Genomic DNA, 13,187 nt, shown 5'->3' on the forward strand with positions numbered 1-13,187 from the left:
GAGTTTCTACCTCAGCTTCAGGGTGGCAAGGCCGACCAGCACGAGAATCACGGTGATGATCCAGAAACGGACAATCACGCGTGGCTCAGGCCAGCCCTTGAGTTCAAAGTGGTGGTGAATCGGTGCCATGCGGAACACGCGGCGACCGGTCATCTTGAAAGAAGCCACCTGGATGACCACCGACAGGGTCTCCATCACGAACACGCCGCCCATGATGAACAGGACGATTTCCTGACGGACGATCACCGCGATGGTGCCCAGCGCCGCGCCGAGCGCCAGTGCGCCAACGTCGCCCATGAACACCTGGGCCGGATAGGTGTTGAACCAGAGGAACCCGAGGCCCGCACCAATCAGCGCGCCGCAGAACACGATCAGCTCACCCGCGCCCGGTACATAAGGAATCAGCAGGTATTCAGCGAATTTCACGTTACCCGACAGGTAGCAGAAGATCCCCAGGCCGCCACCGACCATCACGGTCGGCATGATTGCCAGGCCATCGAGACCGTCAGTCAGGTTGACCGCGTTGCTCGAGCCGACGATCACGAAGTAGGTCAGGACAATGAAGCCTGCGCCCAGCGGAATGCTGTAATCCTTGAGCATCGGCAGGATCAGGGTGGTTTCCACCGGGGTGGCGGCAGTCATATAAAGGAAGATCGCTGCGCCGAGACCGAACACCGACTGCCAGAAGTACTTCCAGCGACTCGGCAAGCCACGGGAGTTCTTCTCGATCACTTTGCGATAATCGTCGACCCAGCCGATCGCGCCGAACAGCAAAGTCACCAGCAGCACCGTCCAGACATAACGGTTGCTCAGATCAGCCCAGAGCAAGGTGCTGACGCCGATGGACGACAGGATCAGCGCGCCGCCCATGGTCGGCGTACCCGACTTGGACAAGTGCGACTGTGGACCGTCGTTGCGAACGGATTGGCCGATCTGACGGTTCTGCAGGGTGCGGATCATCCACGGGCCATAGCACAGCGACAAGACCAGCGCAGTCAGCACACCGAGAATCCCGCGCAGGGTCAGGTACTGGAAGACCGCGAAGCCTTTGTAGAACTGTTGCAGATACTCCGCTAGCAGCAGCAGCATTAATGTTTCTCCAGACTGGATCCGCACAAAGCGGCGACGATGTTTTCCATCGCAGCGCTGCGCGAGCCCTTGATCAAAATGGTGGTGTTGGTGTCTTGCTCGGCGCCCAGGGCCTTGATCAGTTCAGCCTGAGTGCTGAAGTGAAAGGCCTGCTCGCCAAAAGCGTTCACGGCGTGAACCATCATGGGTCCGACGGCGTAAAGCGCGGAAACCTTGCCGCGGGCGTACTCGCCCACTTCGCGGTGCCCCTGCTCTGCCCATTCGCCCAACTCGCCGATATCCCCGAGCACCAGAACGGTGCGACCGGAAAAGCCGGCGAGTATATCAACGGCAGCGCACATGGAGGTCGGGTTTGCGTTGTAGGTGTCATCAATCACGCGCATGCCGTTAGTGGCCAGTTGCGCGACGGTGCGGCCCTTGACCGGTTGCACGGCGGCCAGGCCGGTGGCGATGCCGAACAGCGACACGCCCAAGGCGTGAGCGGCAGCGGCAGCGGCCATGGCGTTGGCGACGTTATGCGTGCCAAGCAAGTTCAGTTGAACACGCTCCACACCGTCAGGCGTGTGCAGGTTGAACGCCGGGCAGCCGCGAGCGTCGCGGTCCAGGTCACTGGCGTAGAAGTCGGCGCTGAGGTTGCTCAGGGCAAACGTCAGCACTTTGCGACCGGCCGCGCGGGTCTTCCAGATTTGAAAAGCCTTGTCGTCGAGATTAAGAACGGCGATGCCATCGGCCTCGAGCCCTTCGATAATTTCGCCTTTGGCTTCAACGATTTTTTCCGGCCCGCCAAACTCGCCAACGTGAGCGGTGCCGGCATTGTTGAGGATGGCCACATGCGGTTTGGCCATGCCCACGGTGTAGGCGATTTCGCCCAGGCGCGAGGCACCGAGCTCGATCACGGCGGCGGTGTGTTCCGGCGCGAGTTCGAGCAAGGTCAGCGGCACGCCGAGGTCGTTGTTCAGGTTGCCACGGGTGGCCAACACCGGACCGCGCGTGCGCAGGATGCTGGCGAGCATTTCCTTGACCGTGGTCTTGCCGCTGGAACCGGTGACGGCCGCGACCGGATGGGTGAATGCCGCACGGTTCAGTGCGCCCAGTTGGCCGAGGGCCAGACGGGTGTCGTTGACCAGCAGTTGTGGCAACGCGCTGTCGGCGACTTCACGCTCGACCAATGCAGCCACGGCGCCTTTGCTGGCCACGTCGTTCAAGTAGTCATGACCGTCGAAACGCGGGCCGGTCAGGGCTATAAACAGTTGGCCGGGCTTGATCGCACGGCTATCGATGCTGACGCCATCGAACGTGGCATCGGCCACCCGCAGTTGGCCATTCAATGCGCCGGTCAGTTCGCTCAGTTTCAAGGCTTTAAGCATGAGCCACCTCCCAAGCGGTCAGGGCGTGACCGGCCTCGACCAGATCGGAGAAGTCGTGACGCTCGCCGTTGATTTCCTGATAGTCCTCGTGACCTTTACCCGCCAGGACAATCACGTCATCCGCCGAAGCACCCGCGATCAACTGGGCAATCGCCTGCCCACGACCTGCCACAAACGTCACTTTATCCACAGCCGTGAAGCCGGCGCGGATGTCGTCGAAGATCACAGACGGGTCTTCGGTACGTGGGTTGTCATCGGTGACCAGTACGCCGTCGGCCAGACGTTCGACCACTTCGGCCATCAGCGGACGCTTGCCGCGATCACGATCGCCGCCGCAGCCGAACAGGCACAGCAAGCGACCCTTGGCGTGTGGACGCAAGGCCATCAAGACTTTTTCCAGCGCATCCGGGGTGTGGGCGTAATCGACCACCACCAGCGGTTGAGTGCCGCCACCGAGGCGCTGCATGCGACCGGCCGGGCCTTCGAGCTTCGGCAGGACGTTAAGAATTTCGTCCAGCGCATAATCCAGCTCAAGCAACGCGCCGACTGCGGCCAGCACGTTGCTCAGGTTGAAGCGGCCGAGCAAGGCGCTGCGCAAATGGTGCTCGCCCTGCGGCGTCACCAATGTGGCGCGCACGCCTTCGTCGTCGAATTGCGCTTCACGGCAATACAGGTAGGCGCTGCTGTCTTCCAGGCTGTAGGTGATCAAGCGCGACTCACGTTTTTCGGCGGCCAGTTGCCGGCCGAAATCGTCATCGAGGTTCACCACCCGGCACTTCAAATCGTTCCAGGCGAACAGCTTGGCCTTGGCTTCGCCGTAGGCCTGCATGGTGCCGTGGTAATCAAGGTGATCGCGGGACAGGTTGGTCATCACCGCCACGTCAAACGCCAGCGCGGTGACGCGCCCCTGATCCAGACCGTGAGACGAGACTTCCATGGCGACCGCTTTCGCGCCGGCCTTTTTCAGGTCGGCCAGGGTCGCTTGCACGGCAATCGGATTCGGTGTGGTGTGCAGGCCACTTTCCAGCGCGCCGTAGAAACCGGAGCCCAATGTGCCGACGATGCCACAGTGCTGACCCAGCAGATCAAGCGCCTGGGCCACCAATTGGGTCACGCTGGTTTTGCCGTTGGTGCCGGTCACGCCCACCAGATTCAAGTGACGGCTCGGGTCGCCATAAAAACGCCCGGCGATGTCCGACAGCTGCGCGGCCAGGCCTTTGACCGGAATCATCGGCACGTCGGTGATCGGCAATACGGTCGAGCCCTCGACTTCATACGCCACGGCGGCAGCGCCGCGTTGCAGCGCGTCGGCGATGTGCGCACGACCGTCGTAGCGACCGCCAGGCACAGCGAGAAACAAGTCGCCAGCGCGCACGTTGCGGCTGTCGAGTGCCAATTCGCGGATCAACAGATCACGGCCGGCGTGGGCGAAAATTTTATTCAGACTTAGAGACATCAGCCGCGCCCTCCATTGGCTTTCAGCGGAACAACGGGGGTGGCATTCGCGGTTTGCGTCGGCGGCAGGTTGTCCGGCGTGATGTTCATCAGGCGCAGCGTCCCGGACATCACTTTGCTGAACACTGGCGCCGAGACCAGACCACCGAAGTAACCGGCCTTGGTCGGTTCGTCGATCACCACGACGATTGCGTAACGCGGATCGCTCATCGGGCCGAAGCCGGCGAACAGCGAGCGGTAGGAGTTCTCGGCGTAGCCCTTGGTACCCACCGACGTTTTACGTGCAGTACCCGACTTGCCGGCGACGTGGTACGCCGGCACCTGCGCACGGAACACGCCGCGCGGGGCTTCGATCACCTGGGTCAGCATGCCTTGCATGGTCTTTGCGACGGCTTCCGGCAGCACTTGCGTGGTCTGCGGCGGCGTGTCGGTTTTGATCAGGGTCAGCGGTGCGAGGCGACCGTTGTTGGCCAGCGCCGAGAAGGCGTGAACCAGCTGGATAGCCGTCACGGAAATACCGTAGCCGTAGGACAGCGTGGCGGTTTCAGCCTTGCGCCATTCGCGGTAGTTCGGCAGGTTGCCGACACGCTCGCCAGGGAAGCCGAGGCCGGTGTCCTGGCCGAGGCCGACTTTTTGCGCCAGACGGAAAATCGTTTCGCCGCCGATATCGAACGCAACCTTACTCATGCCGACGTTACTGGAGTTGATCAGAATCCCGGTCAGGTCGAGCACCGGGCCTTCGGTCTTGGATACGTCTTTAATGGTGTATTTGCCGATCTGCAAGGAGCCCGGGTACACCTCGACGGTATCGCTCGGTTTCCAGCGACCGGTTTCGATCGCGGCACTCATCGAGATCGCTTTCATGGTCGAACCCGGTTCGAACACGTCGATCATCGCGCGGTTACGCATCATCGCCGGTTGCAGGTTGCGACGGTTGTTCGGGTTGTAGGTCGGCTGGTTGACCATCGCGAGGATCTCGCCGGTCTTCACGTCCATGATCACCAGGCTGCCAGCCTTGGCGCCGTTCTCGATGATCGCGTTACGCAGTTCGCGGTTGGCCAGGTATTGCAGGCGCAGGTCAATGGACAACGCCAAGGGCTTGCCGGCCTTGGCGTTTTTGGTGACCTGGACATCTTTGATCAGCCTTCCGCGCCGATCCTTGATGACCTGACGCTTGCCGGCGACCCCGGCGAGCCATTCGTCATAAGCCAGTTCGACCCCTTCACGACCGTGGTCATCGATGTCGGTAAATCCGACCATGTGCGCGGTCACTTCACCGGCCGGGTAGAAGCGCCGGAACTCTTCAATGCCGTAGACGCCGGGTACTTTCAGGTCGAGCACTGACTGGCCTTGCTCAGGGGTCAGCCCGCGCACCAGATAGATGAATTCTTTGTTGGCCTGGGCTTCGAGACGCTCAGCCAGGGCTTTCGGGTCCTGACCCAGCGACGCCGCAAGTGCCGGCCATTTTTCCTTGGCCGTTTGCATTTCCTTGGCGTTGGCCCACAGCGTGGTGACCGGCGTACTCACGGCCAGCGGCTCGCCGTTTCGGTCGGTGATCAGACCACGGTGGGCGGGAATAGGAATATGACGAACACTGCGCGCATCGCCCTGACCTTTAAGGAACGCACGGTCGATGACTTGCAGGTCGATGATGCGCCAGGAGATCGCCGCAACCATGATGCCGAGAAGCCCCAGCACCACGCGGAAACGCCATGGGAACATTGCCCCTTCGAGTTTCATCATGGCGTCACCATCTGCACTTCAGCGGCGCCGGGAATGCGCATCTTCAGTTGTTCGGTGGCCAGCACTTCGATACGGCTGTGGGCGGTCCAGGTGCTCTGTTCGAGAATCAGGCGGCCCCACTCGGCCTGCGCCTTGTCACGCACGCTCAATTCGTTGTACAGCGAGTTCAAAAGCTGACGGTTCCAGTGAGCGCTGTACGACACGCCGATCGCCGAAACGAGCACGGCCAGAAACAGCAGCAGCATGAAAAAGCTTCCGCCGGGCAGGGGCTTGGCGAAAAGCTTGCTCACCGCAGCTTCTCCGCGACGCGCATGACGGCGCTGCGGGAACGTGGGTTGGCTTTGAGTTCGGCCTCGGAGGCGGACTGCGCTTTGCCATGGATCTTGATGATCGGTTCGAAGGCGACATGACGTACCGGCAGATTGCGCGGCAAGTTGTCGGCTTCACCTTTAACCAGTTTGCGCATGAACAGCTTGACGATGCGATCTTCCAGCGAGTGGAAGCTGATGACGACCAGGCGACCGCCGACTTCCAGGCATTCCAGAGCCGCTTCGAGGCCGGCTTCCAGATCGCCCAATTCGTTATTGACGTGAATGCGCAGGCCCTGGAATGCACGGGTCGCCGGGTTCTTGCCCTTTTCCCACGCCGGGTTGGCGACTTTCAGGACTTCGGCCAGATCAGCGGTTCGCTCGAACGGCTTGATGTCGCGGCGCTCTACCACGGCACGGGCCATACGCCCGGAGAAACGTTCTTCGCCGTACTCTTTGAACACACGAGCGATTTCTTCCACCGGCGCGGTGTTGACGAACTCCGCGGCGCTGATCCCGCGGGACGGGTCCATGCGCATGTCCAGCGGGCCGTCATTGAGGAAACTGAAGCCGCGCTCAGGGTCATCGAGCTGCGGCGAAGACACGCCGAGGTCGAGCAAAACGCCGCTGACCTTGCCGGCCAGACCGCGATCGGCGACTTCTGAACCGAGCTCGGCAAAGCTGCGCTGCACAACGACAAAGCGGCCGTCTTCGGCCGCTAGCGTCTGCCCGGTGGCAATTGCTTGAGGATCCTTGTCAAATCCAAGCAACCGGCCATCAGGCCCCAGCTGACTCAAGATCAGCCGGCTGTGACCGCCGCGCCCGAACGTACCGTCCAGATAGCAGCCATCAGGACGTACGGCAAGAGCCTCGACGGCTTCGTCAAGCAGTACGGTGATGTGGTTAAAGCCGCTATCAATAGTCACAGGATCAAATCACGCAGTTCGTCAGGCATGGCGCCCGGTTGTTGAATAGCAGCCAGGTCAGCGGCAGAAACCGCATCCCAGGCATCCTCGTCCCATAATTGGAACTTGTTAAGTTGGCCTACCAACATCGCGCGTTTATCCAACTTGGCATATTCACGAAGACGCGGTGGAACCAGAAAACGACCACTGCCATCGAGCTCGAGGTCGACGGCATTACCAATCAGTAAACGTTGCAGGCGGCGGTTCTCTTCGCGAAGAGAAGGCAGTGCGCGCAGTTTGGTTTCAATAATTTCCCACTCATCGAGGGGGTAAACACACAAACATGGATCAACGGCGTCGATTGTGACGATTAACTGACCGGAACTACGCGAAACGAGCTCGTCACGGTACCGGCTCGGCATGGCGAGACGGCCCTTTGCATCGAGACTGATAGCGTTAGCTCCGCGAAACACGTCAGCGGTTCTCCAAATTTTAGCGTTTTACGTTAAAAAAACCCACTTCATGCCACTTTCCGCCACTTGCGCACACTATAGGAATGCGGCCACCGCACCGTCAAGGCGCGGATTAAAGGAAAACCCTTACAGAACTGAGATTTAGGAGCGTAGAAGGAGGTGTTACGGGAAACTGACGTGTCATTCGACTCAATAACCTGAATCAGCACGGAGGGCTGCGTTCGGAAGTTAAAGTAGTTTGTTAAGAGTAAGATTTTTTTGGTATTACGAAAGTGCTTCTGCTGATGATTCTGAACGGAGGGGAATTGCCATTACTGGCGCCCTGTTCAACGATTCAAACAGGGAGGGGAAAAAAGGTGGAGAGTCGATCTGTAAGCCGGGTTCTGTCTTGAACAGTCATTCGTCTACGATGGCCATCACTGGACATCTTTAGCAACCTACCCGGTCCCAGCGCGGGCCACGCCTTGGGACCCTATTTGGTCTTGCTCCAAGTGGGGTTTACCTAGCCACGAACTGTTGCCAGACGTGCGGTGCGCTCTTACCGCACCTTTTCACCCTTACCGGCGCCGAAGCGCTTAGGCGGTTATTTTCTGTGGCACTTTCCGTAGGCTCACGCCTCCCAGGCATTACCTGGCACTTCGCCCTATGGAGCCCGGACTTTCCTCCCCCCCCTAATTTTCATAGAGGGCAGCGACTGTCCGATCGACTCTCCGCCGCGAAGGTTAACGGCAGAGCGGCGGAAGAACAAGCGCTAAACGCCTTTGGCCCCTCCTTCACGTCGGGTTTTACTCGCCCTTCTGCTTATCCAGAGCGACCTGATACAGCACATTCTTTCGTTCGCCGGTGATTTGCGCCGCCAACGCCGCTGCACGTTTGAGCGGCATTTCCTCTAGCAACAGGTTAAGGATGCGCATCGCTTCGCTGCTGACGGCGTCTTCGGTCTCGGGCGCAGCCCAGCCCGCCACCAGCACCACACACTCACCGCGCTGCTGATTGCTGTCCGACTCGACGAACGCGCGCAACTCGGCCAATGGCAGACCTTTAAGGGTCTCAAAGGTCTTAGTGATTTCCCGAGCCAACAGCGCCTGGCGCTCGCCACCGAACACCTGTTCCATATCTTGGAGGCATTCAAGGATGCGGTGCGGTGCTTCGTAGAAAATCAGCGTGCGCGGCTCTTCCTTTACCCGTTCGAGACGAGCACGGCGACCGACCGCCTTGGCCGGCAGAAAGCCCTCAAAAATGAACCGGTCAGATGGCAGGCCCGCCGCCGACAACGCCGCGATCAATGCACAGGCACCCGGCACCGGCACCACATTAATCCCCGCAGCACGAGCCTGACGCACCAGGTGATAACCGGGATCGGAAATCAACGGCGTGCCGGCATCGGAGATCAGCGCCACGTCGTCACCGGCCAGCAGACGGGTGATAAAACGGCTACCTTCATCCCGTTCGTTGTGTTCATGGCAGGCCGCCAACGGTGTCGGGATGCCGAAATGTTGCATCAAACGCTGGGAGTGGCGAGTGTCTTCGGCAGCAATCAACGCGACATCGCGCAGGATCTTCAGTGCACGCGCACTGATGTCGTCCAGGTTGCCGATGGGCGTCGCCACCACATAAAGCGAGCCGGCAGCGGAATTCAAAGCACCTGGAGCAGTCAAAGCGCACACCTCATGATCGGTAAAAGGCGACATTGTAGCGCGTAGCGGCGCTTGCGATACGCCTGGCCCTTGCCGGGTTTTTCCGCCAATTGTGCAGTGCTGCAACATTTACACGAGCTAAATTGATCGATTCACGCCAGTAACATCGCGCCCCGGCCAGTGCTTGGGTACAATTCCACGCTAATTTGATCGAGTATCAGGAACACTACATGATCGCTTGCCTGCGGCTGTTCACTGCCCTCTGCCTCGCTGCCTTGCTGGCCGCTTGCGCCAGCTCGCCCTCCTCCAGCCTTGGCGAACTTCCACGGACCCCGGATGCCAGTATCGAGCAACTGCTCGAGCAGGCCAATCAAAGCAAGGATCCGGAAAAAGCCGCCCTGTTGCGCTTGAGCGCAGCAGACGCGGCCTATCAGCAAGGAAATGCCGGCCAGTCTGCGCAAATCCTGCAGCTGGTTCCGGTCGAACAACTCAAGCCAGGCCAACAGGTCTTCGCCAGTACGCTGGCGGCGGAACTGGCGATGGCGCGCAACCAGCCCAAAGCCGCACTGACCGCCTTGAGCCATCCTAGCCTGCAACGCCTGAGTGAATTGCCCGTCGAGCAACAGGTTCGCACCGGCACTGTTCACGCTCGCGCCCTTGAAGCGGATGGCCAGACGCTGGCCGCTGCACGGGAGCGTATTTTCATCGCGCCAATGCTGAACGGTGAAGCGGCCAGCAAAAACCACGAAGCGATCTGGACCCTGATCGCCTCACTGCCTACCGATCAGCTGCAACCCACCACCTCCGACGACCTCGGCGGCTGGATGGGCCTGGCACTGGCCGTGAAATCGGCCGGTACGCTGGAGCAACAGCAAGCCGCGATTGATAACTGGCGCGCGCAAAACCCTAAACACCCTGCCGCCGTTCATCTGCCGCAGGCATTGGCGAACCTCAAGGAGCTTGCCAGCCAGCCCTTGAGCAAGATTGCCCTGCTGCTGCCACAGGACGGCCCATTGGCCTCCGTCGGCAAAGCGCTGCGCGAAGGTTTCATGGCGGCTCACTACCAGGCACAACAAGCCGGGCAGAAGCCACCGGCCATCGAGTTTTATGACAGCTCCAAGCTGACGTCGATGGACGAGTTCTATCGAAAGGCCCAGGCCGATGGCGTGCAACTGGTGGTTGGTCCGCTGGAAAAGCCGCTGGTCAAACAGCTCAGCTCGCGTCCGCAATTGCCAATCACGACCCTGGCGCTGAACTACAGCGAAGGCGAACAAGGTCCGGCCCAACTGTTCCAGTTTGGCCTGGCGGCAGAAGACGAAGCCCGCGAAGTTTCTCGCCGCGCTCGCGCCGATGGCCTGCATCGCGCCGCGATCATGGTGCCGAAAGGCGAATGGGGCGATCGTGTACTCCGTGCCTTCAGCCAGGACTGGCAAGCTAACGGCGGCAGCATCGTTGCCACCGAACGCGTCGACCAACCGGTTCAACTGGCCCAGCAGATCGCTGACATGTTCCAGCTGCGCCAGAGCGAAGGCCGCGCAAAAAGCCTGCAAAGTACTTTAGGCTCGCAGGTCGCTGCCCAGCCTTCGCGTCGCCAGGACATCGAGTTCATCTTCCTGGCCGCCACTCCGCAACAGGCCCAACAGATCAAACCGACCCTGAACTTCCAGTACGCAGGCGATGTACCGGTTTACGCCACTTCCCACGTGTTCAGTGCCAGCGGTGACGTCAATCAGTATAACGACATGAACGGCATTCGCTTCTGCGAAACCCCATGGCTGCTGGACGCCAATGACCCACTGCGCAAACAGGTCACGGCACAATGGCCACAAGCCGCCAGCAGTCTAGGCCGTTTGTACGCCATGGGTGTCGATGCCTACCAACTGGCGCCACGCCTTGGACAGCTCAAGGCCTTGCCGGACAGCCGTCTCTCGGGCCAATCGGGCAGCCTGGGCATGACTCAGAACCAACGCGTCGTGCGCCAATTGCCGTGGGCCCAGTTCGTCAACGGGCAGGTTCAACGCCTGCCGGACACCCCGAACTGATGCCTGACAGGTCACGCCAGCAAAGCGGTCAAGATGCCGAGCGCCATGCGCTCGAGCATCTTCAACAACACGGTCTGCGCCTGCTGGCGCAGAACTGGCTGTGTAAACGCGGCGAGCTTGATCTGGTCATGCTAGATGGCGATACAGTAGTATTCGTTGAAGTCCGCTACAGAAAAAACACCCAATGGGGTGGCGCGCTCGACAGCATCGATGAGCGCAAACGGCAAAAACTGATTTTCGCCGCGCAGTATTTTCTTCAGCGCGAGTCGCGTTGGGCCAATTCCCCTTGCCGCTTCGACGTGGTTGCCATCGACAGCAACCTTGATCAGTTGAACTGGATTCAGAATGCCTTCGACAGCTGATCGCTTGCGCCCCGAACCGGACACCTACACCCAACACTTTTGCTCTTTGCTTTGCGGGCTGCACATTCATGTGCCGAGTAGCCGCGCTAATTAAGGTCACACAGATGGACATGCAATCCCGAATTCGCCAGCTTTTTCAGGCCAGTATCGACACCAAGCAAATGGCGATGGACGTACTTGCACCGCACATCGAGCAAGCCAGCCAAGTGATGGTCAACGCCCTGCTCAATGAGGGCAAAATGCTTTCCTGCGGCAATGGCGGTTCCGCCGGCGATGCCCAGCACTTTTCGTCGGAGCTGCTCAACCGCTTCGAGCGTGAACGCCCGAGTCTGCCAGCCATCGCGCTGACCACCGACAGCTCGACCATCACCTCGATTGCCAACGACTACAGCTACAACGAAATTTTCTCCAAACAGATCCGCGCCCTTGGCCAGCCCGGCGACGTATTGCTGGCGATTTCCACCAGCGGCAACTCGGCAAACATAATTCAGGCGATCCAGGCCGCACATGATCGCGAAATGATTGTCGTAGCATTGACCGGTCGCGATGGCGGCGGCATGGCGTCACTGCTTTTGCCCGAAGACGTCGAGATTCGCGTACCGGCCAATGTCACCGCACGTATTCAGGAAGTCCACCTGCTGGCGATCCATTGCCTTTGCGATCTGATCGACAGCCAACTGTTCGGGAGTGAAGAATGACCTCTAATCGCCTAGGCCTGATGGCCTTGACCCTGTGCCTGATCGGCATCAGCGGCTGCACCTCGGTGGTTAACGCCAGCCGCGAAGCGCCGATTGAAGATGACCGTGGCACGCGAACCTTCGGCAGCAAGATCGACGACTCCCTGATCGATACCAAAGTCGGCGTGAACGTGGCCAAGGCCGACCCGGCCCTGGACAACGATTCGCACATTGTCGTCACCAGCTTCAACGGTGTGGTGCTGCTCGCCGGGCAGACGCCTCGCGAAGACCTCAAGGCCAAGGCCGAGCAGGCCGCTGCCGCTGTGCAACGGGTCAAAACCGTCCACAACGAATTGCAGATCCTGCCGCCCTCCTCGCTGCTGGCACGCCAGAACGACGCCTGGCTGACCACCAAGATCAAGACCCAGATGCTCGCAGACGCCAACATCCCCGGCTCGCGCATCAAGGTGGTGACCGAAAACGGCATCGTCTACTTGCTGGGTCTGCTGACCAAGCAGGAAGCCACACAGGCGACCAACCTGGTGCAGGGCGTTTCCGGTGTGCAGAAGATTGTGAAGTTGTTTGAGTACATTGACTGATACTGCATGAGCACTACTTGCGGTGGTGGCCTTGAGGCCGCCATCGCTAGCAGGCTCACTCCTGAAGTAATAAAAAAGGCGATCCTCTCGGATCGCCTTTTTTATTACTTCACCACTTTCAAACTGGGTCGACCGCTGGGACGCGGCGGCTCGCTGTCGGGTGGCGGAATATCATCATCCGGCTCGATCTCTTCCTCGTCGTCCATAGGCGACTCAAGATCGAACACCATGCCTTGGCCGTTCTCCCGGGCATAAATACCCAGGATCGAGGCGATAGGCACGTACAGGGTGTGTGGCACACCGCCGAAGCGCCCTTCGAAGCTGACCGCCTCGTTGTCCATGTGCAGGTGACGCACGGCTTGTGGCGATACGTTCAATACGATTTGACCGTCACTGGCAAAGCCCTGAGGCACCTGCACCGACGGGTATTCCGAATTGACCAGCATGTGCGGGGTGCAATCGTTGTCCACAATCCACTCGTAGAGCGCGCGGACCAGATAAGGTCGACTGGAGTTCATAGCGGCTCCTTA

The 13,187-nt window shown here is 60.0% G+C and carries 13 protein-coding genes and 1 other RNA gene; 4 read left to right on the forward strand and 10 right to left on the reverse strand.

The features are described from left to right. Positions 1-6: 6 nt before the first annotated feature. The 9 genes from mraY to rsmI form a co-directional block, all read right to left on the reverse strand. A complete protein-coding gene (mraY, locus tag NL116_RS26035; RefSeq protein ID WP_123435073.1) occupies positions 7-1,089 on the reverse strand; it encodes a phospho-N-acetylmuramoyl-pentapeptide-transferase in 1,083 nt (360 codons plus the stop codon). Further along, on the reverse strand, positions 1,089-2,456 hold the full coding sequence (locus NL116_RS26040; RefSeq protein ID WP_494374649.1) for a UDP-N-acetylmuramoyl-tripeptide--D-alanyl-D-alanine ligase: 1,368 nt from the start codon (positions 2,454-2,456) through the stop codon (positions 1,089-1,091). Before NL116_RS26040 ends, mraY begins: the two co-directional genes overlap by 1 nt. Next, a complete protein-coding gene (locus tag NL116_RS26045; protein ID WP_494374650.1) occupies positions 2,449-3,912 on the reverse strand; it encodes a UDP-N-acetylmuramoyl-L-alanyl-D-glutamate--2,6-diaminopimelate ligase in 1,464 nt (487 codons plus the stop codon). The genes NL116_RS26040 and NL116_RS26045 overlap by 8 nt, the downstream gene beginning before the upstream one ends. Beyond that, entirely contained in the window at positions 3,912-5,651 is a 1,740-nt protein-coding gene (locus NL116_RS26050) for a peptidoglycan D,D-transpeptidase FtsI family protein (protein WP_494378136.1), read from the reverse strand. Before NL116_RS26050 ends, NL116_RS26045 begins: the two co-directional genes overlap by 1 nt. After that, positions 5,651-5,944 (reverse strand): cell division protein FtsL, encoded by a 294-nt coding sequence (ftsL, locus tag NL116_RS26055; protein ID WP_123435077.1) that lies wholly within the window; start codon positions 5,942-5,944, stop codon positions 5,651-5,653. The genes NL116_RS26050 and ftsL overlap by 1 nt, the downstream gene beginning before the upstream one ends. After that, on the reverse strand, positions 5,941-6,888 hold the full coding sequence (gene rsmH / locus NL116_RS26060) for a 16S rRNA (cytosine(1402)-N(4))-methyltransferase RsmH (protein ID WP_494374651.1): 948 nt from the start codon (positions 6,886-6,888) through the stop codon (positions 5,941-5,943). The genes ftsL and rsmH overlap by 4 nt, the downstream gene beginning before the upstream one ends. After that, entirely contained in the window at positions 6,885-7,340 is a 456-nt protein-coding gene (mraZ, locus tag NL116_RS26065) for a division/cell wall cluster transcriptional repressor MraZ (RefSeq protein ID WP_008147486.1), read from the reverse strand. Before mraZ ends, rsmH begins: the two co-directional genes overlap by 4 nt. Positions 7,341-7,696: 356 nt before the next feature. Then, positions 7,697-8,050: RNase P RNA component class A (gene rnpB / locus NL116_RS26070), an RNA gene on the reverse strand. A 75-nt stretch (positions 8,051-8,125) separates the two neighbouring features. After that, a complete protein-coding gene (gene rsmI / locus NL116_RS26075; RefSeq protein WP_494374652.1) occupies positions 8,126-9,031 on the reverse strand; it encodes a 16S rRNA (cytidine(1402)-2'-O)-methyltransferase in 906 nt (301 codons plus the stop codon). A gap of 176 nt (positions 9,032-9,207) precedes the next feature. On the opposite strand from rsmI, the gene NL116_RS26080 reads away from it, so the two are divergent. The 4 genes from NL116_RS26080 to NL116_RS26095 all read left to right on the forward strand — a co-directional run bounded on the left by NL116_RS26080 (position 9,208) and on the right by NL116_RS26095 (position 12,657). Then, positions 9,208-11,019 (forward strand): penicillin-binding protein activator, encoded by a 1,812-nt coding sequence (locus NL116_RS26080; protein ID WP_494374653.1) that lies wholly within the window; start codon positions 9,208-9,210, stop codon positions 11,017-11,019. Then, positions 11,019-11,381 (forward strand): YraN family protein, encoded by a 363-nt coding sequence (locus NL116_RS26085; protein ID WP_081743924.1) that lies wholly within the window; start codon positions 11,019-11,021, stop codon positions 11,379-11,381. Before NL116_RS26080 ends, NL116_RS26085 begins: the two co-directional genes overlap by 1 nt. 104 nt (positions 11,382-11,485) lie before the next feature. Next, a complete protein-coding gene (locus tag NL116_RS26090) occupies positions 11,486-12,079 on the forward strand; it encodes a phosphoheptose isomerase (protein WP_008025961.1) in 594 nt (197 codons plus the stop codon). Beyond that, positions 12,076-12,657: a BON domain-containing protein gene (locus NL116_RS26095; protein WP_494374654.1), complete on the forward strand. Its 582-nt coding sequence runs from the start codon at positions 12,076-12,078 to the stop codon at positions 12,655-12,657. The genes NL116_RS26090 and NL116_RS26095 overlap by 4 nt, the downstream gene beginning before the upstream one ends. 104 nt (positions 12,658-12,761) lie before the next feature. Here the strand turns inward: NL116_RS26095 and NL116_RS26100 are convergent, their stop codons facing one another. Next, positions 12,762-13,175: a ClpXP protease specificity-enhancing factor gene (locus NL116_RS26100; protein ID WP_212626606.1), complete on the reverse strand. Its 414-nt coding sequence runs from the start codon at positions 13,173-13,175 to the stop codon at positions 12,762-12,764. Positions 13,176-13,187 lie beyond the last annotated feature (12 nt).

The sequence above is a fragment of the Pseudomonas sp. FBCC-B1667 genome, from assembly GCF_059133255.1.